The following is a 19,545-nucleotide window of genomic DNA, read 5'->3' as shown; positions in this document are numbered from 1 at the left end:
TTGGCTGGGAGTGTGGCGAGAATGAAAAAACCAGAACAGTTTCAGGAGTGTATCAACGATTTTCTGGGCAAATTTTCCGGATTGGCGAAGTGCTACGACGGTACGACTCAGCACAGCTACGAGCTTGCCGCCGTCATTGATGAATATTCGGCTTTTGTGACAGCAGAAGGCAACAAGGAAGCGTGGGCGTGGATGGCGCAGCATCCAACCGCTGAATTTCAGGAGCTGGTGGAGAATGTTCGGCAGGCAGCCTCTCGCTGCGTGGCGATCATGGAAAAGTACCGGGCGCTGAAGCTGTTGAGCGGGCAAGAGGAAGGAGCCGATTACTTCAAAAATATCGAGTCGTGCATCGAGCAGGAATTTGGGAGCTTTCAGGTGAGTGCAGACTCCAAAGTGCTTTTGGTCGGCTCCGGCTCGTATCCAATGACGCCGCTATTGATTGCCAAGCGGACAGGGGCGATGGTGGTGGGCATCGACAGCGACGGAGAAGCGATCGAGCTGGGGCAAAAGGTGGTGGAAGCGCTGGGCAGCGGGCTGCCGATTCAGCTTGAGCAGAAGTTCGTCGAGCATCTCCCCGTCACGCGGGAGGCGACGCACATTATTTTCAGCTCGACGGTTTCCAACAAATACGAGCTGCTGGATCAGCTCTACTCGCTGACGAACGACCAGGTGGTGGTAGTCATGCGCTATGGCGATCACTTGAAGTCGCTGTTCAACTACCCGATGCAGGAGGTCGACAGCCGCAAGTGGAGGCTGGTGGAAACCGTCTTGCGTCCCGAGCATGTTTTTGACATCGCCTTGTACAAAAAAGCGGAAGTAGCAAGCTAGGAGGCTGAATGATGAGCGTTTTTCAAAAGGTGTTGCTGCTGGGAACGGGGCCGGCTGCCGTTCAACTGGCGGTTTTGCTGAAAAAGCAAGGGGACAGTCAGGTAGGCATTGTCGGGCGGGAATCCGTTCGCTCCGCGCCTTTCTTTTCGGCAGTCAAGCAAAGCAACCAGCGCCTGTCTGTACATATCCAGAATGAAAAGCATCACAGGCTGGCAGGCGAATGCGTTCTCGACCACGTTTTTTGCGGATATGAAACGGTGGCGGGCGAGTGGGATACGCTGATTTTGGCGGTCACGGCAGACGCGTACATAGAAGTGCTGAAGCAACTGGGGCCACAAATCGTGCGGAAGGCCAGCCGCGTCGTACTCGTTTCCCCGACGTTTGGCTCCGCCAGCTTGATCCGTCAATTTTTTACCGAGCTGCAAGCCGAGGCGGAAGTCATCAGTTTTTCGACGTATTTGGGAGACACGCGCTGGCTGGAGGGCAGCCCGTCTCATCAGGTCATCACGACAGGCGTGAAGAAAAAAGTATTCATCGGCTCCACGCATACGCCGTCTGCCGCTGTCCAAGCGATCGGCGAGCTATACGAGCAAGTAGGCATCGAGCTTGTAGCCATGGATACGCCCATCGAGGCCGAGACACGAAACATATCGTTGTACGTGCACCCGCCGTTGTTTATGAACGAGTTTTCGCTGCGCGTCGTTTTTGGCGAGGAAAAGGTCAAAAAATACGTGTACAAAATGTTCCCGGAAGGCCCGATCACGCAAGAAGTCATCTCCGACATGCTCGGGCAGTGGAAGGAGATCACGGGCGTGGTGGAAAAGCTGGGGCTGAAAGCAGTCAACCTGCTGCAGTTCATGACAGACGACAACTATCCGGTGCGTCCGGAAAGCCTGTCGCGGCACGAGATTGAGCACTTCCCGTATTTCGAGCCGATCCGTCAGTCGTACCTGCTTTACATCCGCTACACTTCCTTGCTGGTCGATCCTTTTTCCGAGCCGGACGAGGACGGCAAATACTTCGACTTTTCCGCGGTCCCGATTCGCACCATGTTCGTCAACAAGGCAGGCGAGTGGGATATTCCGCGCATGCCCAAGGAGGATTACTACAGAGTCAAAATCATCCGCGGAATTGCGGCGCATCTCGGTGCGGATTGCCCGAAAATGGACAAGTTCATCGCCACGTATGAGCGCAAGCTGGAGGAAGCGGCTTCGCGGCTGGCCGGGGCAGCGCTATCGGACGCGTTTCGCGTGCAAAGCTTTGAAAACGACGTGCAGATGATTTGCCGCGAGCTGGGCAAAGCACGCGACTATGCGGTAAATCGACACAATCAGTAGGAAATACAGGGGGACAGAAACATGAATCGAGCAAAAGCTTCTTGGCTGTGGGGCGCAGTTCTCTCGCTTGTTTTGTTGGCTGGATGCGGCAGCGAGAACGCGGCGCAGACCACTGAGCCGGATCAAAATCAAAAGCCGGCAGAGCTGGTAATGGCTACTTCCAAAGATATTAAAGACATGAACCCGCATTTGTACACAGGGGCGATGTATGCGCAAGGCATGGTCTATGAATCGCTGGTGGAAAATACCGAAGAGGGCATCAAGCCGCTTTTGGCGGAATCATGGGAGATTTCCAAAGACGGCAAGGTCTACACGTTCCATCTCCGAAAAAATGTGAAGTTCCATGACGGGGAGCCATTCAATGCAGAGGCCGTGAAGAAAAACATCGAAGCGGTGCAAAGCAATGCGAGCAAGCATTCCTGGATCAAGCTCTCGACGAAGATCAAGAGCTGCAACGTGCTGGACGAGCATACGGTGGAGCTGGTGTTGTCCGAGCCGTACTACCCGACTCTGGTGGAGCTGTCGATGACAAGGCCGTACGTGTTCGTCTCGCCCAAAAGCTTCATTGACGGCGAAACGAAAAATGGCATCATCGGCTACAACGGCACAGGGCCGTACAAGCTGACAGAGCATAAAGAGGAGCAGTTTGCCGTCTTTGAAGCGAATGAACAATACTGGGGCGGGGCACCGAAGATCAAGAAAATCACCGCGAAAGTACTGCCTGCGGGAGAGACGACCTATTTGGCGCTGCAAAAAGGCGAGGTCAATTTCGTGTTTACCGATGACCGGGGGGCCAACAGTCTGGATGTAGAAGCGATGAACCAGCTTGAACAATCCGGCAAGTACCAGATTGTTCGCAGTCAGCCGATGAATACGAGCTTTTTGGCCGTCAACAGCAGCAAGGCAGGAAGTCCTGTGCAAGACCGGGCCGTCCGTGAAGCAATTTGGCACGCGGTCGACCGGGAGACGATCAGCAAGCAAATTTTGGGCGGCACAGAGCCTCCTGCCCACACCTTGTTTTCTTCCAACGTCAACTACGCGAATGTCGAACTGACAAAGCGCGAGTACGATCCGGAAAAAGCGAAGCAGCTTCTGGAACAGGCCGGCTGGGTACAGGAGCAGGAGAACGCCGTCCGGAAGAAAAACGGCGCGCCGCTTTCCATGAAGCTCTATTACGACGTCAATTCCTCCGCCCAAAAAACGCAGGCGGAATGGATGCAGGATCAACTCGCCAAGATCGGGCTTCAGCTTGAGTTGGTCGGCGAGGAGTCCTCCTCGATTGCCAACAGAAGGGCGAGTGGAGACTACGACTTGCTGTTCAACCAGACGTGGGGACTTGCCTACGATCCGCAGAGCACGATTGCGGCCTTCACCTCCAAGTCGTCCTATTACCATACGACCAGCGGAATTGCGCGGGCCGATGAGCTGTACAAAAAAATCGAAGACGTGATGGTATCGACAGACGAGCAGGCGCGCAAGTCGCTGTACGCGGACATTTTGACGATTGTTCACGAGGAAGCAGTCTTTGTACCGCTGACCAATGGCAGCGTGACGATTGTGGCTCCCAAAGACCTGCAAGGCATTTCCTTCAAGCAGACGCAGTACGAGCTGCCGTTTGAACGGATGAATTTTGCAGGGAAGTGAGGATGGCGATGGGCAGCTATGTGTTGAAAAGGTTGCTGATCTCGATTCCTTTGCTGCTGATGGTTTCGTTTTGCACCTTTAGCCTGATCCAGTTCTCTCCGCTCGACCCTGCGGAGGTGGTCCTGCAAGCGCAGGGCGTGCCGACGATCACCGAGGAGCTGATCGCGCAGACGAGGGCGGAGCTTGGGATGGATCAACCGTTTGTCGTCCGCTACCTCGACTGGCTCGTCGACTGCCTGCAGCTTGACTTCGGCAATTCGTTTGTCACCGGAAAATCGGTATGGTCGTTGCTTGGCCCGGCTTTTGTCAACACGGTCAAGCTGACATTGGTTTCGGTCGTCGCGATTCTCGTGCTGTCTGTCGCGTTGGGCGTGCTGTGCGCCCTGCAGGCAGGCAAGCTGATCGATCAATCCGTCAGGGGCGTTTCGTTCTTTTTGGCCGCAATGCCATCCTACTGGCTGGCGGCTCTGTTGGTCTGGTATTTTGCCGTCAAGCTCGATTTGCTGCCGACGAGCGGCATGGATTCGTACAAAAGCTACATTTTGCCTGTTGCAGTCATCATGATTGGCTATGCGGGCATTTATTTCCGCATGGTCAGAAGCGCAGTGCTCGGCAACATGAACGAAGACTACGTCCGCTATAGCCGGGCCTGCGGTTTGCCGGAAAAAACGATCCTGCTACACGTTGTCCGCAATTCGCTGCAGGTGACGACCTCTGTGTTTTGCATGGCGATTCCGATTATTTTGGGGGGGACCGTCGTGGTGGAAAACATCTTTGCCTGGCCAGGGCTGGGAACGCTGAGCGTGAAGGCGATCGTCAGCCGGGATTTTCCGGTCATTCAGGCGTATGTGCTCGTTTTGGCTGTCGCTTTTATTTTGTTCAATGCCGTTTCGGACGTGATTCAGGCGGTACTGAACCCGAAGCTGAGGGAAGATGGATAAGATGAGACTGCTGAAAAATGTGCTTCATGACAAAGTCGCTGTAGTTTCGCTCGCTGTGCTTGCGCTGATCGCCTTGGCCGGCATTTTTGCTCCCGTCCTCGCCCCCCATGATCCAAAGGCTGTGCATATGGACCTGCGCTTTGCTTCGGCATCGTGGCAATATCCGCTGGGCAACGATCAGCTCGGGCGCTGCGTGTTGTCCAGACTTCTGTACGGCATTCGCCCCAGCGTGCTGTGGGTGTTCGCGGCGCTTGTCCTGTCGGCAGGAATCGGGGGAGTCGTCGGGTTTGTAGCTGGCTACTTCCGCGGGCGAGTGGATGCGGTTTTGATGCGGTTGTGTGATGTCATGCTGTCTTTTCCGGGGTACGTCATGACATTGGCGATCATCGGGATCATGGGGGTAGGGCTGGAAAATATTTTGCTCGCGTTCGTGCTGTCCAAATGGCCCTGGTTTGCCCGCGTGATCCGCTCATCGGTCAGACAGTATGCCGAAGCGGAGTACGTCAAGTTTTCCAAAGCGATCGGGATGAGCCACGTCTCGATTATGGCCAGGCACATCGTCCCGGTGGCGACGCCTGAGATGGCCGTGATTGCCAGCAGCTCGTTCGGCTCGATGATTTTGCAAATCTCAGGCTTTTCCTTTCTCGGCTTAGGGGTTCAGGCTCCGCATGCGGAGTGGGGCATGATGCTGAACGAAGCGCGGGAAGTCATGTTTTCCCACCCGGAATTAATGCTCGCGCCGGGGCTTGCCATCGTCATCACGGTGTCGGCCGTCAACTTTTTGTCGGACGCGCTCCAGGTCGCGCTCGACCCCAAGCTCGTTCGGACAAAAGAGCAGCCGCAAGCGAGTGTCTTTGCTTCGGCTGTCGGGCTGCAAGGAAAAGGAGGCGTGTGACCGGGCATGAACGTACTGGAAGTAGCGAATTTGCAAATTTGGGATAACCGCACCAATAAGCAATTGGTTGCGGGCAGCAGTTTTCAGCTCAAGGCCGGGAGCTGCCTGGCGATTGTCGGCGAGAGTGGCAGCGGGAAGTCGCTGACGTGCGGAGCGATCATGAGATTGAACGGCAGCGGGCTGCGCCAGTCGGGAGAGATACGGTTCCAGGGAGAGGATTTGCTTGCGCTCTCGGAAAAAGACATGCGCCAAAAGCGCGGCAAACAGATTTGCCTGATCGTGCAAAATGGCATGCGTGCCTTTGACTCTTCTTGCGTGGTCGGGGTCCATCTGCGGGAGACGCTCGCCGCGCATTATGGCTGGAGCCGGGATGAGATCACGGCGCGGATGAAAACGGCGATGGAAAGCGTCATGCTGAAACATCCGCTTGAGATCATGAACAAGTACCCGCATCAACTGTCTGGCGGCATGCTGCAGCGGATCATGATTGCGCTGGCGATTGTCCTCGCACCGGATCTGATTATAGCAGATGAGCCGACGACTGCCTTGGACGCCGTTTCTGCGTATGAGGTCGTCGAGCAGTTTATCGCATTGCGGCAAACAATGGGCTGCTCGCTGCTGTTTGTCTCCCACGATCTGGGCGCGGTCAAAAAGATCGCGGATGAAGTGCTGGTCATGAAGGCGGGAGAAGTGGTCGAGAGCGGGACGACCCAGCAAATTTTTGCCAAAGCCCAGCATGAGTACACACGCTATCTGGTGTCCAACAAGCTTGCGCTTAGCCAGCATTTCAGTAGGGTGATGGGAGGCGTCGCGGTTGCTGAAGGTTGACGGTGTAGAAAAAGCGTATAGAAAAGGCGGCTTTTTTTCCAAGGAGAAAGAGCAGGTGCTGGCTGGCATCAGCTTCGAATGCGGGCACGGGGAATGCCTAGGAATCATCGGCGAGAGCGGCAGCGGCAAATCTACCTTGGGGCGGCTGCTGCTCGGAATCGAGCAGCCGGACCGGGGCAGCGTGTTGTTCGAGGGAGAAAGCGTGACCAAGCGCAGAGGGAGAAACGGCAGGATCAGCGCCGTTTTTCAAGACTACACGTCCTCGATCAACCCGTTTTACACGGTCGAGGCGGCATTGATGGAGCCGCTTAGGATGATGGGGATGGGGAAAAAGGAAGCCGACAGCAAGCTCGATTTTTTGCTTGCGCAAGTCGGGCTTGATTCCACTTATCGCAGCAAGCATCCGCACGAGCTGTCGGGCGGGCAGGCCCAGCGGGTGTGCATCGCCAGAGCGATCGCGACGGAGCCGAAGTGCATCGTGCTGGACGAAGCGATCAGCTCGCTGGACGGATCGGTTCAGATGCAGGTGCTGGAACTGCTGAAAGACTTGCGCAACACTTACCGCATGGGCTACATCTTCATCACGCACGATTTGCAGGCGGCCGCCTATTTGTGCGACAGAGTGATGATCGTCCGCAGCGGGCGGGTGGAGGAAACCGTTTCGGTCGAGCAACTGGGCAACGTGCAGTCCGCCTATGCCAAAAAGCTGCTGCAAACAGTCATGCTCTAATGGAAGCAAAACCGACATACATGTACGGTAAAAGGGAGGGAACAAAGTTGTGAGAGGAGCGTTGGCCTGGCCATTTTTGCGGTTGTACCTTTTGACTCTTTTCTATTTTAGCGCCAACTCGATCCTGAACGTCATCATTCCGTTGCAAGGCTCTTCGCTGGGAGCTTCCAATACAACCATCGGGATTATTATGGGCGCGTATTTGTTTACGACGATGCTGCTTCGCCCGTGGGCTGGCCACATCATTCAAAAGCGCGGGCCGATCAAGGTGTTGCGTACGATTCTCGTCCTCAACGGGGTAGCCTTGATCTTGTACACGTTTACCGGACTGGAAGGGTATTTTGTCGCCCGCATGCTGCAAGGGGTGTGCACCGCCTTTTTCTCCATGGCTTTGCAGCTCGGGATTATTGATGCCCTGCCGGAAAAGGAGCGGTCCCAAGGGATCTCCATGTACTCGCTGTGCGCGTACTTGCCGGGGATTGTCGGGCCGCTGCTCGCTCTCGGCATCTGGCAGCCAGGTGAGATGAACAGCTTCACTTTTGCGATGGTGGCGATCGCCGTTTTGACAGGCGTAGTCGGGTTTACCGCCAAAATCGACAAAGAGGATGCGCAGGCCAAGGCTGAAGCGAAAGTCGAGCAGAAGGCGGTCGGCTTTTCGTCCTTCAGCCAGTTTGTGAAAAACCCGCACCTGTTTACATGCAGCGTGCTGATGCTGACCGCTTCTCTTGTGTTCGGAGCGGTTACTGCTTTTATCCCGTTGTACGCCCTGCAAATTACAGGCGGTCATGCGGGCATTTTCCTCATGCTGCAGGCGGGGACGGTTGTCCTGGCGCGGTTTGTCTTGCGGAAAAAAATTCCTTCCGACGGGAAGTGGCGCGCCTCTTTTGTCATGGGCGTCATGTTGATACTGGCCGTGGCGGCGCAAAGTGTCAGCCTTTCGACCTTTTCGGCCGCCGGAGGCTTTCTGTTTTTTTATGTCGGGGCTGTGCTGATGGGGATTGCGCAGGCGCTGCTCTATCCGACGCTGACGACGTATTTGACCTTTGTGCTGCCCCAGGCGAGCCGCAATGTTTTGATCGGCTTGTTTATTGCGACGGCTGATTTGGGCGTTTCGCTCGGGGGGATCGTCATGGGGCCGGTGGCGGATTTGTCTTCTTATTCGTTCATGTACATGCTGTGCGCAGTGTTAGGCGTGGCGATGATTTTGTTTGCCTACGAGCGGCGCAAGGCATTGGCCGAGGCAACGGCGAGCGCGAAGCCAGCTTCCTAGAGAAAATCGGGAATAAATGGAAAAAGAGCGGAAGGCAAAGGGGGGGACCTGCCTTTTCCGCTCTGTTTTTCGCCTGGAAGCGAAAATGATAGTGGAATCGTTTTCGATTAGGCTTTCGGACTTACGAGGATTTTCACCTGGTTTTTCTCTTTCAGCAGCGCTTCGAATCCGTGGTCGACGATCTCGTCGAGTTTGATGCGCTGGGTGACGAGCTTGTCCGCAGGGAAGAAGCCTTTTTCCATCAGGCTGATGACGGCCGGGAACACGTCGCGGTAGCCGATGATGCCTGTCATCGAGCGTTCTTTCATGACGATGTTGTTCGGCTTGATTGGCGCTTCGCGTTCGAAGATGCTGACGATCATGATTTGTCCGGCGATTTTGGTCGATTCGATCGCTTGCGTGAGAACCGGAGGCACGCCTGTTACTTCAAATGCGATATCCGCGCCGCCGTTGGTGCGGTTGTGAATCTCCTGAACCACATCGCACTCTTTCGGATCGAGGACGATCGCGCCAAGCTCAGCCGCTTTGTTTTTGCGCTCAGGAGACAGCTCGACCGCGTAAATTTCCGCTGCGCCTGCTGCTTTCAGCGCTTCGATGACGAGCAGGCCGATGGGGCCGGCACCGAATACGACTGCTTTGTCGCCGGCTTTCAGTTGGCTGGAGCGCACCGCGTAGAGCGCCACTGCAGATGGTTCGACCAGTGCGCCTTGCTCGTAGGAGAGGGTGTCCGGAATTTTGTGGACCATGTGTTCATCGCACGCCACGTATTCCGAGAAGCCGCCGCCACCGCCAGCAAGTCCGAGGAAGCCCATTTTGTTGCACAGGTTGTATTTGCCTTGCGCGCACGCAGCGCAAGTTCCGCACGCGAAGACCGGCTCGACGACCACGCGATCGCCTACTTTGATCTTCGTTACGCTTTCTCCGACCTCTACGACTTGTCCGGAAAATTCGTGACCCATGACGATAGGAGCTTTTTCGCCTGTAAGCGGATGCGGTGCTCCTTCCGGAATGAAGATCGGGCCTGCCACGTATTCATGCAGGTCGCTTCCGCAAATGCCGCACCATTCCACTCTGATTTTCACTTGTCCTTTGAGGGGTTGAGGCTCCGCGATTGTCTCCAGACGGAGGTCTTTTAAACCGTGCCAGCGTAACGCTTTCATCATTTGTCAGCTCCTTGCAGGGAATTGGGATTGTATATCTGCCGAAAACAGTAATTAAAATAGGAAACGTTTCCGAAAAATAATATGTCATAACTTTGACATATTGTCAAACTGTAATATCAAGTGAAAAAAGTGCGAAGTGTAACGAAAGTGTTATGACAGCGGCTCTTTCTTTTGTCCAGTGGAGCCGCCTTTTTGCCAACATGGCTGGGTTGTGCTGCGGTGGCACCTCGTTACCGCGCAGACCGTGTGTGCTATAATAACGATAGATAACGAGAACAGATTCGTAGAAAGCAGAAAACGATTCCGAGAAGGAAAGGAAAGCATCGCAGTGGATACCCATAACAAAGTGACGATAGAAGACGTGGCGAAAAAGGCAGGGGTGGGGATTGCGACCGTTTCGCGGGCGATTAACGACAGCGGCGGGATCAGTCCGAAGACGAAAGCGCTGGTGCTGCAAGTAATCGAGGAGCTGGGCTTCACTCCGAACACTTCCGCGCAGAGCCTGAAGGTGCGGCAGACGTATCAGATTGCGCTGGCTGTTCCGGATATTCGCAACGCGATCATTCCCGATATCGCCTGGTCGGTGGAGCAAGCGGCGAAGCAGCATGGCTATCGTGTCGTGCAAATTAACACCTCCGGCAATGCCCGCACAGAGCTGGAAACTGTGCGCGAGGTGAAAAAGCTGCACGTAGACGGGCTGATTATCATGCCGCTCGCCTATCCGAAAACGTTGGTCCCGCTCATCAACAAAGCGAGCGTCCCGGTGTCGATCATCAACTACGGCAAAAAGCTCGACGACAATGTGAAGGCGGATGTGGTCAGCATGGCCCGTCAGGAAGGGCGGCTCGTCATGGAGCACCTGATAAAAATCGGCCGGACGCGCATCGCCTACGCAGGCGCGCCAAAGGACAAGATCGAGGAACGTTACATCGCTTACGAAAGCTCGCTGACACACGTCGATCCTTCGCTCGTCTACTTTGGCGAGGACTTCTCGTTTGAAACAGGGCGGCGGGCGGCTGACTATTTTTTCAGCCTGAAAAACATGCCGGACGCGATCTACGCGGTCAACGACATGGTGGCGATCGGGATTGTGAACCGGTTCAAGGAGCTGGGCGTTCGCGTGCCGGAGGATGTCGCGATCGTGGGGATCGACAACAACGTCTGGACGACGATCACGACTCCGCAGATCAGTTCGGTTTCGATCATGGGGGAGGAAGTGGCTCGGTTGGCTACGGAGCTTTTGCTGAAGCGAATTCGCGAAAACGGGGCAGGAGCGTACGAGCGTGTACAATTTGAGCCAAGGCTTATTGTCAGAGAATCGAGTGTGGCGATGATTCGCAAGCCGCCTATGGATAACGAGCTGTGATAATGAATGAAGCCGAGAGATGGACGGAGGAAGTTGTTTCTGTGATCTCTCGGCTTTTTTAATCTACTTTTCTCAAGAGCTAATTTCTTCTCCAATCATATATCTGGTCATAGATGTTTAAAACGTGACCGTTTATGGAGACTGTTTCATTATTAATCCATTCAATATCGGCTTTATCGATTCGATAATCCCAGTAAATATTTTTTTTGGCTCCTGTTTTATTATTTTGCAGTTCTCCTCTAACGCAAAGCGCAGATGTTGCACCACCATTTACAAGATAGGCATTTAACGTAAAATCTCCAGAAGGCGATACGGATTGTTCGATTAGATTGCCTTGGGGTAAATTGGACATCGAGTAAAAATAATGATATACAAGGAACCCAATCATACTAATAATCAAAATGACAGTAACAATAAAGGATCTAATAAGAGTTTTATTCATAAATAGCCCCTTTTCAATTAATATGGTGTGTTTGTAAATATTTAAGGTATTCTTAATAGTATCTAAGTATAAGCTAGAACCAATACTCTAGATAATAGTCGCTCCATTAATAGTTTACAAGCGGGTGTTAAAAAATTCCCAATGTTTACATAAAATAGATATCACAATTATTTTTAATATCACTAGCGTTGCATAAAAAATGCGTTCGTAATTTGTCAAAGTATTCTGAATGACATTTTCAGCTACACAACCAAAAACGGCAGCAACCAAGCAAAAGGTAGCCACTGTCCATTTGGTAGTTTTATACATTTATTACAATCGTGATAACAGCAACCAATACCTAATTCCTTTTCTGTCGCCCTCTGGATGTTCGTTTGGACTGGTAATTCATTCTACCTATCCATTGTTCGAACGTTTGCCAAAGAAACACTTTTAGCCATCTCCTGATCTGCAACAAGCTGTGCTGACTGTTTTGTTCCAGTTTGACAAGGAGCAACAGGCAGTAGGCAATGAGTGCGAGTAATACTTGGTTTCGTACCGCATTTTCACTCGTTCCATAGAAGTTCTTGATCTTTACATGCTGCTTTATCCACTTGAAAAACAGCTCAATTTGCCAACGCCAACGATAGATGTCGCTGAGTTCTTCTGCTTCCAGGTCGAACCGATTCGTAATGATTCGAATGAGATTTCCCTTCGAATCAAGCGTTTCAATGAGTCGCAGCACGTTATCTACCCGCTTTTGAGGCGTTCCAAGAAGGATCATGGAATCCGATAAAACGGAGCTTTCCAAGGGGATTTTGAATTCATAAAGATGACGGATTTCGGCGTTATCTTTTAGACGAGAAGCGAAAAAGATGCCTTTGTCCGTGTATTCATCAAATTTTTCATAATCCACATACCCTCGATCAAAGACGTACATCATACCGATCTCATCAATCAACGATTCCATTTGAGTGCGGTCATTGGACTTGGCACCCGTGATGGTTATTTTTTCAGGATACACATCCCCCTGGTCGGCAAAGACGAGACGAAGATGAAGTTTGATGCCAGCCTTGGTTTTACGGAAAGTTGCCCATTTGTACTTCTGCAAACACAGCCCAATCGTTGTAGAATCAATGATTTTCATGTCTTTTCGAAGGGAATACGTGTTGCCCGAGTGTCTCTGAATTTGCCCTACAAGGTCAACAAATATTTCTTCAAGCAAAGCTGGATCTACTCGATTGTTTTTGCGACTAAGCTGAGCGGGACTAATCGACGACAGTCCTAACTCTCGCTGGAATTTCTTTGATAAAACATCATCTGCAATGGCTCGGAGTCCTTCTCGTTGCTGAAGTTGAGCATGCAAAAACAGGAGTAGATATGCTTTGGTCGTTAACTTTTTCACGTACTTGTCCTGATCCGTTTCGTCTATCCGTTGTTGAAATTTCACAATATTAATGGGTGAAATGTATTTACCAAATGAAGAAAATAGGGTATTCTTGTCCATGGTCTATCCTTTGCGTTGGATTTGGACAGGAACTACCTGACCTTTCCAGTGTAAAGGATTTTTTTATGCCTGAGAACACTTGAACGCTGAAAGTTATGATGATTTTGAATGGTATGAAAAGATTAATGCAACGCTAGTGATTTCACACTCCTGTTTATTTTTTGATTGTGTCACAATCTCTTCAGACATCATATGGCTCTTTACTGCGTATCATTTTTTTGCGGTGATAGCAGGATTCAATATGTCAAAACACTGCGTACGCACTTCATTTGCGTATTTTGAAAAGCTTACCATTAAGCCATTATTGTTGGCTTTGCCCAAAAGCTCTCCATTGGAGCGCTATCCCAACAGTTCCCTTTCTGGCCCATGGAACACCGATAGCTAAACATCCTTTGATAATCGTTTGAGCACTATCGGCTCACGACGTTTATTATGTTCACCTGTTATGACGTTTTGGCATACAAAAAAGTTCTGGGGATTTTTTCCTAAATATTTTCGGGTTCTCAAGCTCCGTCTCTGCTATTCCTTCGCATTAATTCGCTTCTGCTTACGCAAGCATACAAAAAAGGCCCTCGCATTAGCGAAGGCTATGTGTTTCAACCAGATTTTTTAGCATTTTTAATATGTTTGCAGAGCAATTGCTGACTTCCGGCTATAAATGCCAATAGACTCCCCGACACAACGAGCAAAAGCAAAGCTACAACCATACCATTAAGTTCTTTAGTTGATGTAAATATTTTCTCTTGCAGCGGTTAACCGCTTGCTGGGATACGTAAAAATACAACAACCACTACAAGTTTTTTGGAGAAAAAAGCAAACGCATGTTCTGTTTTACCAGACTTTGGCGATGCAAACTTCTCTTTTTTGTCCTTTAGCAGAAAGTTTTGTGTGCTAGAATTCGCTCATTCAATGCTCGTGCTACGTATTACGGCCAATATAAAAAAGCCTTTACATAGGGGCGAAGGCTTAGGGCAAGGATTTACATTTGAGGTGGAACCCGGCTGTCTTTTGCTGTGACAAGCCGGGCTTTTACCTGTGCATCTGTTAAGAAAAGCTCTACTGCTAGACAAGCGGCTGGTTGTCTGTCTCTGCCAAGCGATGGCGGACGGCGTAGGAGGCGAGCTGTACCCTGTTTTCCAGTTGCAGCTTGTCCAAAATATTGCGGATGTGGTTTTTGACCGTATTTTCCCGGATCGACAAGGCATTGGCGATCTGCAGGTTCGTCTTCCCGTGCGCCACGTATTTCGCGATTTCCTGCTCCCGGTTGGTCAGCAGAGAGGGGGGAGGCTCGTCGCTCGTGGACGTGTCCATGAAAGGATAGAGCATTTTTCCGGCAAGCTTGCGCGAGTGGCGGGATTCACCGGAGATCAGCTCCTGCAAATACGATATCCAGTCCTCGTGGTTGGTGTTTTTCAGCAAGTAGCCTTGGGCGCCGTATTGGATTGCCGTAAACAGGTCGACAATGTCGTCGGAGACACTCAGCATGACGATTTTGATAAACGGGTATTGCGCTTTGATGATTCGGGTCGCTTCCAGTCCGTTGCACTGCGGCATGGAAATATCCATCAGGACGAGATCAGGCTGATGCAAGCGGCAAAGCTGGATTGCATGCTGGCCATCTCTTGCTTCGTCCACCAGTTCGAATATGGGATGCTCCGCGAGCACGCTTTTAATCGCCTCGCGCGCGTGCGGATGATCGTCTGCGATCAAAACCCGAAAAGGCATCATGGGCGATCCTTCTTTCTGAGCGTTTTTTGCATCAATAGGGATTGTTGCGGAAGGGGCACAGCCTTCTGCAAAGAATTGTAGAGGTGGCGACAACGATTGAGAATGACTCAACCTGACTATTCTGTTGCCTTTTTTTGAAGGATGTGTGAAAAGTGTCAACGATTTGGCGAGGAACGAGGGGGCGCGTGCTGCTAGCGTTGCTTGTCTTCTGCCTGCTCGCAATGGCGGCTCGCTTCGTCTACTTGCAGGCGGGGCCTGCGCTGCCTTTTTCCGGCAGCTCGGCAAGCGAGGTCAAGACGCTCCTGAACGGCTACGACGGCAAGCTCATCAAGCTGGCGACTGTGGAGGGCGTCGACTGGTACGGCGCACCCTCCGGGCAAGGCGCGGGGGCAGAAGCGATGAAGCGGGAAGTGGCGGCGGCTGGCTGGCGCTTTGTTCAGCAGGAAGGCTCGGGGTACTTTTTTGTGCGGGGCGCGGAGAAGATCGTTATCACGTCAGAGATGTGGACGGGGCGGTACGTGTTGTTTCGGATTCCGGCCAACACGCTGTAAGTCGTGAGGAAGCTGGCTCTCATTATCAAGAGCCGGCTTCTTTTTGTTTGTTCATTTCTTCCAAGGAAATGGCGTTGCAGCTTTTCAAAAAGTCGAGGATGACGCGCGTTTCCTGCTCGGTGTAACGGTCGAGCAGCGCAATCGTCTTGTGCAGGATCGAATCGAACAAAGGCGAGATGTTGTCCGGGCCATGATCGGTTGGCTTGACGACCACTTTTCTGCGGTCTTTCGGGTCTTTGGCCCGCACCACATAGCCTGCCTGCTCCAGACGGTCGATGACGTTGGTGACCGCGCCTGTCGTCAGTCCGGTCAATTCGGCAAGCTGTCCGGCTGTGACCGGACCAGACCTGTACAAAAAGTCCAGGCATTTGTGATCGGTGGCATTCAGGCCCAATTTTTCCGAGATCATTTGATGGAACATGACAGCGCGGGAGCTGTTTGTGCGAATTTCCTGGAGCAGCTCTTGCTGGATGGGGGTAAGGCTGAGTGCAGGGTGCTGGCGATCATCGCTTGACATAACTGGACCTCCGGTGTACGCTTCGAATATATCTTAATCAATTAAGATATACATTCAGTTAAGATAACTGGTTGATTAAGCTTTTTTCTGGACACAAGTATAGCACAAAAGCAAAGCGATTTTCCCCATCCTATAACGGAAAGGATTTGAGCAAAAATGAATCAGCGGGAAAAAGACGTGCAAGACATTCGCGAGGTGTTTGTTGCGCTGGTTGATGCCTGGAATCGGGGAGATGCCGCGGCGTACGGGGATTGTTTTACCGAAGATGCGGACTACGTGACGTTCATGGGGCAGCATCTGAAGGGAAGGGCGCAAATCGCCGAGGTGCATGGGTGGCTGTTTCACGGGCCGTTGAAAGGTTCGACATTGGAGTCGAGCGCTCTTGCTGAATGCAAGCCGCGGTTTCTTGCAGAAAACGTAGCTGTGGTGCACGCAACGGGCGAGGCCAGACTGGCGAATCCCGAACAGGACCCAAACGACAGAGACTCGATCAATACGAATGTGGTCGTCAAGCAACGTGGCGTGTGGAAAATTACGGCGTTTCACAATTGCCGGATTCAGGAGCTTCCGACAGGCCGGAGGTAGTGCGCTCCGCTTTCCACTGCGCATACTTTTCCGGCAAACAAACTGCGCACGGACGATAGCCCGCTGCCAGAGCCGTTTTTTCATCGGCAAAAAACACCCGCTGGGCCACATACCCGCCTTTGGCTATAGCCCGCAGAGCGGAGGGGCAATCGAGGCGTCCGTATATGTGGCGCCGCCGATATCCTCCCAGCGTACCGCGAGAGTAACTTTGGTTAGGGCGGCGGTCGGGCCCGAGAAGGGTGTAGGTTTTCAGGCCGTTCTGTTGGTGGCTTGCGCCGGGCTTTTCGCTGGCATGCATGCGGCTTCCTCCTGTTTTGGATTGTCATTTCGCCCTCAACAAAAGGAAGCCGCGCAGCCAGGTTGATGCTTTTTCGAGCAGGAGTATTTAGGAGAATTTCGGGATCGCGAACCAGGCGGTCAGGCGGTGGTTGAGCTGCTCTTCAGACAGCTCCGGGAACAGCCGTGCTTCCACTGCCATGTCGTACAGGCGCTCCATCGGCTCGCGGCTGTCCGCTTTTTTGGCTTTCGCGTCGTTTTTCAACAGCTCCCAGATGCCGACGACGTATTCGCGTCTGGTCACATCCTGTTTGCGGAAAAAGTAGTCCAGGCGCTCTACGTGGTCCATGAACTCGTCCCCGAACCGTTTTTCCACCTCGCCGCGCAGCAGCGCGATTTCTGCTTCGTACATCGGGCGTTCCTTGCCTTTTTCTTTTCCGATCCACGGCGTTTCCAGCACGAGCGGCAAGTGGCGGATTTTCTCGTGGTTCACGATGTAGCTCATGGCGTCGAAGCCGATCAGTCCGGCACCGATGGGCGCGTGGCGGTCTTTTTGCGCTCCGCGGAAGTTTTTGCTGTCGTTTAGGTGGACGACGGTGAGGCGATCCAGCCCGATAATCCGGTCAAACTGCTCCAGGACGCCGTCAAAATCGTGGACGATATCATAGCCCGCATCGTGAATATGGCAAGTGTCCATGCAGACGGCGAGCTTGCTGTTGTCTTCCACTTTTTCGATGATCGCGGCGATTTCCTCGAAGCTGCGCCCGATCTCTGTTCCTTTGCCCGCCATCGTTTCCAGCGCGATTTTTACGTCGGTGTCTTTGACCCCGGCGAGCACTTCGTTCAAGCCTTCTGCGATTCGCGCAATGCCGTACTCCGCGTCCTTGTCCGTATAGGCGCCCGGGTGGAGCACGATGTTTTTGACGCCAATGTAGTCTGTCCGGCGAATTTCTTCCTGCAGGAAGCGGACGGCCAGCTCGAAGGTGTCTTCCTTGTAAGACCCCAGGTTGATGATGTACGGGGCATGGACGACGATTTCCTCGACGCCATTTTTGGCCATGACTTCCTTGCCCTCGGTGATGTATTGGTCTTCAATCGGTTTGCGCCGCGTGTTTTGCGGTGCTCCCGTGTAGATCATGAACGTGCTAGAGCCGTAGGAAGCGGCTTCCTCGGCGGCATTGAGCAGTCCTTTTCCGGAGAATGAGACGTGCGAGCCTATTTTCAGCATTCAGGTGGAACCTCCTTTGGTTAGTAAAGAAAACGCCATAAATAAAAGGTAGCGTATGACTCCCAGCTCGTCCAATGGCGGGACAGCGCAACGATTTCGGCTTTGGTCGGCTTTCTGTCCGTACCTTGTACGTATTTGATGGCATTGTGCAAGCCGACATCGTCAATGGGAAAAGCAGACGGCATCCTCAGACAGCGCATGAGGACGTAGTTGGCTGTCCACGGACCGATCCCGCGAATGTTGACCAGTGTTTTCTCTGCGTTTTGATAATCTCCTCCGTCCCATAATAGCTCCTTCGACAGTTTCCCTTCAACGATGAGTTGTGCTGCGCCGATCAAGTACTCGCACTTTTTGGCAGTCATCCGCAGCACAGCGAGGTCTTGCACGGTCCGCTCTGCAATGGTTTCCGGAGCAGGAAACACCCAGTATGTTTTGCCTTCGCACATGACGGACCGTCCGAAATTTTCCACGAGCCGCCGCTTTAATGTGTAGGCGTATGTCAGGTTGATCTGCTGTCCGAGAATCCCCCAGCTCATCGCTTCAAACAGGTCGGGGATGCCCATGTTGCGCAGTCCGTAAAACGAATCGACTGCCCCTTTCAGCAGGGCGTCTTTTTGCGCCATGTCGTAAAAGGGAGCCAGATTCGTCCCCAGATCGAACCAGTCGTAGACGTACTCCGCGACTCGCGCGCGCACGTCTGCTGTGGGAGTGGCGTCGCCGAGAAAGCGAATGTGCAGGTGCGCATCTTCCTCTGCGCGAATTTCTACGACAGGCGTCTGGCCTGCGATCGGGATTGCTTTGTATAGGCGATCGTTTTCAATCTGATACAGGCACTCGTCTTTGGCGCGCGACAAATAATGCAGGTTTTGCGTAAAGGAAAAAGGTGTTGGCACGTGCAAGATGATTTCCTCTCTATTATCGACCCAAGCCCCGGCGGGTAGACCACGGCTCGGCAATTGTGCGGCTGTCTTTCTGCTTTTTTCCGTCATTAAAAAAAGCCTCCCTTGTCAGTCTGGCGGCAACCTTCTTAGTTGTATAACAGGAAAGCTGGGCTGTCATTTCGTTATCTTGCTATTTTATTGGAATAGCCGTGCGGATGAGTCCGGCGGAGGATATACTGACGGTGGAGGTGGGCGAAATGGAGCTGGGTGTCACCGAAGAGAGATGGAAAGCGATCATCACCAACGATGCGTCCTATGACGACCAGTTTTTTTACGCAGTGAAAACGACCGGAATTTTTTGTCGGCCATCGTGCAAGTCGAAGCCGCCAAGATGGGGCAATGTCCGGATTTTTCAGCAGGCGAGCGAGGCGATTCGCGAAGAGTTTCGTCCGTGCAAAAGGTGCAAGCCTACGGGACAGCGTTTGCCCGATCGGGAATGGGTCGCGCAAATCACCAACTATATCGACGCTCACTACAGCGAAAAGCTGACGTTGGCCCACCTGGCAGACATGTGTCACGGCAGTCCCTATCATTTGCATCGGACATTCAAGCGGATCAAGGAAATGACCCCTGTGGAATACATTCAGCAAAAACGGATCGACAAGGCGAAGGAACTGCTGGCGCACTCTGGCAAGCCGATTGCCGCGATTTCTGCGGAGGTAGGCGTGCCGAATACGCCGTATTTTATCACGCTGTTCAAAAAAACAACGGGACAGACGCCGAGCGAATACCGCCAAAACCAACTGCACGGGAACCAATAATCAGCGGTAGGCTGCGAACAAGATGTGA

General features: G+C 52.6%; 20 protein-coding genes. 12 read left to right on the top strand and 8 right to left on the bottom strand.

The genetic code is table 11. The features are described 5' to 3' along the window. Nucleotides 1-21 precede the first annotated feature (21 nt). Genes BA6348_RS01045 through cntE form a run of 8 tightly spaced genes read left to right on the top strand, consistent with a single transcriptional unit; the run spans nucleotide 22 to nucleotide 8,473 of the window. On the top strand, nucleotides 22-828 hold the full coding sequence (locus tag BA6348_RS01045) for a ribosomal RNA methyltransferase FmrO domain protein (RefSeq protein WP_026558568.1): 807 nt from the start codon (nucleotides 22-24) through the stop codon (nucleotides 826-828). Between the two features lie 11 nt (nucleotides 829-839). Next, nucleotides 840-2,165: an opine metallophore biosynthesis dehydrogenase gene (locus BA6348_RS01040; protein ID WP_174768834.1), complete on the top strand. Its 1,326-nt coding sequence runs from the start codon at nucleotides 840-842 to the stop codon at nucleotides 2,163-2,165. Between the two features lie 21 nt (nucleotides 2,166-2,186). Then, entirely contained in the window at nucleotides 2,187-3,809 is a 1,623-nt protein-coding gene (gene cntA / locus BA6348_RS01035; protein ID WP_026558566.1) for a staphylopine-dependent metal ABC transporter substrate-binding lipoprotein, read from the top strand. An 8-nt stretch (nucleotides 3,810-3,817) separates the two neighbouring features. After that, a complete protein-coding gene (gene opp1B / locus BA6348_RS01030; RefSeq protein WP_122953356.1) occupies nucleotides 3,818-4,750 on the top strand; it encodes a nickel/cobalt ABC transporter permease in 933 nt (310 codons plus the stop codon). A 1-nt stretch (nucleotide 4,751) separates the two neighbouring features. Beyond that, nucleotides 4,752-5,645, top strand: a complete 894-nt coding sequence (gene cntC, locus BA6348_RS01025) for a staphylopine uptake ABC transporter permease subunit CntC (protein ID WP_122953348.1) — start codon at nucleotides 4,752-4,754, stop codon at nucleotides 5,643-5,645. Between the two features lie 6 nt (nucleotides 5,646-5,651). After that, entirely contained in the window at nucleotides 5,652-6,473 is an 822-nt protein-coding gene (gene cntD, locus BA6348_RS01020; protein WP_122953347.1) for a staphylopine uptake ABC transporter ATP-binding protein CntD, read from the top strand. Next, nucleotides 6,460-7,203, top strand: a complete 744-nt coding sequence (locus BA6348_RS01015; RefSeq protein WP_005827921.1) for an ABC transporter ATP-binding protein — start codon at nucleotides 6,460-6,462, stop codon at nucleotides 7,201-7,203. Before cntD ends, BA6348_RS01015 begins: the two co-directional genes overlap by 14 nt. Nucleotides 7,204-7,252: 49 nt before the next feature. Then, nucleotides 7,253-8,473: a staphylopine family metallophore export MFS transporter CntE gene (cntE, locus tag BA6348_RS01010; RefSeq protein WP_005827923.1), complete on the top strand. Its 1,221-nt coding sequence runs from the start codon at nucleotides 7,253-7,255 to the stop codon at nucleotides 8,471-8,473. 107 nt (nucleotides 8,474-8,580) lie between these two features. Here the strand turns inward: cntE and BA6348_RS01005 are convergent, their stop codons facing one another. Continuing rightward, nucleotides 8,581-9,633 carry a 2,3-butanediol dehydrogenase gene (locus BA6348_RS01005; protein WP_122953355.1) on the bottom strand — a complete coding sequence of 351 codons (1,053 nt, stop codon included), beginning with the start codon at nucleotides 9,631-9,633 and terminating at the stop codon, nucleotides 8,581-8,583. Nucleotides 9,634-9,964: 331 nt separating this feature from the next. On the opposite strand from BA6348_RS01005, the gene BA6348_RS01000 reads away from it, so the two are divergent. Then, a complete protein-coding gene (locus tag BA6348_RS01000; RefSeq protein ID WP_005827927.1) occupies nucleotides 9,965-11,002 on the top strand; it encodes a LacI family DNA-binding transcriptional regulator in 1,038 nt (345 codons plus the stop codon). A gap of 79 nt (nucleotides 11,003-11,081) precedes the next feature. On the opposite strand, the gene BA6348_RS00995 is transcribed toward BA6348_RS01000, so the two are convergent. The 3 genes from BA6348_RS00995 to BA6348_RS00985 all read right to left on the bottom strand — a co-directional run bounded on the left by BA6348_RS00995 (nucleotide 11,082) and on the right by BA6348_RS00985 (nucleotide 14,658). After that, nucleotides 11,082-11,444: a DUF5412 family protein gene (locus BA6348_RS00995; RefSeq protein ID WP_005827929.1), complete on the bottom strand. Its 363-nt coding sequence runs from the start codon at nucleotides 11,442-11,444 to the stop codon at nucleotides 11,082-11,084. A 340-nt stretch (nucleotides 11,445-11,784) separates the two neighbouring features. After that, nucleotides 11,785-12,930 carry an IS4 family transposase gene (locus BA6348_RS00990; protein WP_005837477.1) on the bottom strand — a complete coding sequence of 382 codons (1,146 nt, stop codon included), beginning with the start codon at nucleotides 12,928-12,930 and terminating at the stop codon, nucleotides 11,785-11,787. A 1,062-nt stretch (nucleotides 12,931-13,992) separates the two neighbouring features. Beyond that, entirely contained in the window at nucleotides 13,993-14,658 is a 666-nt protein-coding gene (locus tag BA6348_RS00985; RefSeq protein ID WP_005832629.1) for a response regulator, read from the bottom strand. 185 nt (nucleotides 14,659-14,843) lie between these two features. Here BA6348_RS00985 and BA6348_RS00980 point away from each other — a divergent pair, with 185 nt between their 5' ends. Next, on the top strand, nucleotides 14,844-15,209 hold the full coding sequence (locus BA6348_RS00980; RefSeq protein ID WP_005832631.1) for a hypothetical protein: 366 nt from the start codon (nucleotides 14,844-14,846) through the stop codon (nucleotides 15,207-15,209). A gap of 25 nt (nucleotides 15,210-15,234) precedes the next feature. On the opposite strand, the gene BA6348_RS00975 is transcribed toward BA6348_RS00980, so the two are convergent. After that, entirely contained in the window at nucleotides 15,235-15,726 is a 492-nt protein-coding gene (locus BA6348_RS00975) for a MarR family winged helix-turn-helix transcriptional regulator (RefSeq protein ID WP_005832633.1), read from the bottom strand. A gap of 156 nt (nucleotides 15,727-15,882) precedes the next feature. Here BA6348_RS00975 and BA6348_RS00970 point away from each other — a divergent pair, with 156 nt between their 5' ends. Then, nucleotides 15,883-16,311, top strand: a complete 429-nt coding sequence (locus BA6348_RS00970; RefSeq protein WP_025847243.1) for an SgcJ/EcaC family oxidoreductase — start codon at nucleotides 15,883-15,885, stop codon at nucleotides 16,309-16,311. Here BA6348_RS00970 and BA6348_RS00965 read toward each other — a convergent pair. The 3 genes from BA6348_RS00965 to BA6348_RS00955 all read right to left on the bottom strand — a co-directional run bounded on the left by BA6348_RS00965 (nucleotide 16,259) and on the right by BA6348_RS00955 (nucleotide 18,804). Further along, nucleotides 16,259-16,609 carry an Ada metal-binding domain-containing protein gene (locus BA6348_RS00965; RefSeq protein WP_007779436.1) on the bottom strand — a complete coding sequence of 117 codons (351 nt, stop codon included), beginning with the start codon at nucleotides 16,607-16,609 and terminating at the stop codon, nucleotides 16,259-16,261. The two genes, BA6348_RS00970 and BA6348_RS00965, sit on opposite strands and share 53 nt — an antisense overlap. A gap of 87 nt (nucleotides 16,610-16,696) precedes the next feature. Continuing rightward, the gene (locus tag BA6348_RS00960; RefSeq protein ID WP_005832638.1) at nucleotides 16,697-17,815 is read right to left on the bottom strand and encodes a deoxyribonuclease IV; all 1,119 of its coding nucleotides are present in this window, start codon (nucleotides 17,813-17,815) and stop codon (nucleotides 16,697-16,699) included. Between the two features lie 20 nt (nucleotides 17,816-17,835). Then, the gene (locus tag BA6348_RS00955) at nucleotides 17,836-18,804 is read right to left on the bottom strand and encodes a DNA-3-methyladenine glycosylase family protein (protein ID WP_122952411.1); all 969 of its coding nucleotides are present in this window, start codon (nucleotides 18,802-18,804) and stop codon (nucleotides 17,836-17,838) included. A gap of 149 nt (nucleotides 18,805-18,953) precedes the next feature. Between BA6348_RS00955 and BA6348_RS00950 the strand changes: the two genes are divergently transcribed. After that, on the top strand, nucleotides 18,954-19,517 hold the full coding sequence (locus BA6348_RS00950; RefSeq protein WP_005832641.1) for a bifunctional transcriptional activator/DNA repair enzyme AdaA: 564 nt from the start codon (nucleotides 18,954-18,956) through the stop codon (nucleotides 19,515-19,517). Nucleotides 19,518-19,545: the final 28 nt, after the last annotated feature.

The organism is Brevibacillus agri, from assembly GCF_004117055.1.
Taxonomy (GTDB): Bacteria; Bacillota; Bacilli; order Brevibacillales; family Brevibacillaceae; genus Brevibacillus; species Brevibacillus agri.
This window is presented reverse-complemented; position numbering and strand designations above follow the sequence as displayed.

Coding starts and splice junctions, on each gene's coding strand:
- BA6348_RS00960 (WP_005832638.1), bottom strand. CDS start 17,815: ATGCTGAAAATAGGCTCGCACGTCTCATTCTCCGGAAAAGGACTGCTC.
- BA6348_RS01005 (WP_122953355.1), bottom strand. CDS start 9,633: ATGAAAGCGTTACGCTGGCACGGTTTAAAAGACCTCCGTCTGGAGACA.
- BA6348_RS00975 (WP_005832633.1), bottom strand. CDS start 15,726: ATGTCAAGCGATGATCGCCAGCACCCTGCACTCAGCCTTACCCCCATC.
- BA6348_RS00950 (WP_005832641.1), top strand. CDS start 18,954: ATGGAGCTGGGTGTCACCGAAGAGAGATGGAAAGCGATCATCACCAAC.
- BA6348_RS00955 (WP_122952411.1), bottom strand. CDS start 18,804: ATGACGGAAAAAAGCAGAAAGACAGCCGCACAATTGCCGAGCCGTGGT.
- BA6348_RS00965 (WP_007779436.1), bottom strand. CDS start 16,609: ATGCATGCCAGCGAAAAGCCCGGCGCAAGCCACCAACAGAACGGCCTG.
- cntD (WP_122953347.1), top strand. CDS start 5,652: ATGAACGTACTGGAAGTAGCGAATTTGCAAATTTGGGATAACCGCACC.
- BA6348_RS00970 (WP_025847243.1), top strand. CDS start 15,883: ATGAATCAGCGGGAAAAAGACGTGCAAGACATTCGCGAGGTGTTTGTT.
- BA6348_RS01045 (WP_026558568.1), top strand. CDS start 22: ATGAAAAAACCAGAACAGTTTCAGGAGTGTATCAACGATTTTCTGGGC.
- BA6348_RS00985 (WP_005832629.1), bottom strand. CDS start 14,658: ATGATGCCTTTTCGGGTTTTGATCGCAGACGATCATCCGCACGCGCGC.
- cntA (WP_026558566.1), top strand. CDS start 2,187: ATGAATCGAGCAAAAGCTTCTTGGCTGTGGGGCGCAGTTCTCTCGCTT.
- BA6348_RS00990 (WP_005837477.1), bottom strand. CDS start 12,930: ATGGACAAGAATACCCTATTTTCTTCATTTGGTAAATACATTTCACCC.
- opp1B (WP_122953356.1), top strand. CDS start 3,818: ATGGGCAGCTATGTGTTGAAAAGGTTGCTGATCTCGATTCCTTTGCTG.
- BA6348_RS01040 (WP_174768834.1), top strand. CDS start 840: ATGAGCGTTTTTCAAAAGGTGTTGCTGCTGGGAACGGGGCCGGCTGCC.
- BA6348_RS00995 (WP_005827929.1), bottom strand. CDS start 11,444: ATGAATAAAACTCTTATTAGATCCTTTATTGTTACTGTCATTTTGATT.
- cntC (WP_122953348.1), top strand. CDS start 4,752: ATGAGACTGCTGAAAAATGTGCTTCATGACAAAGTCGCTGTAGTTTCG.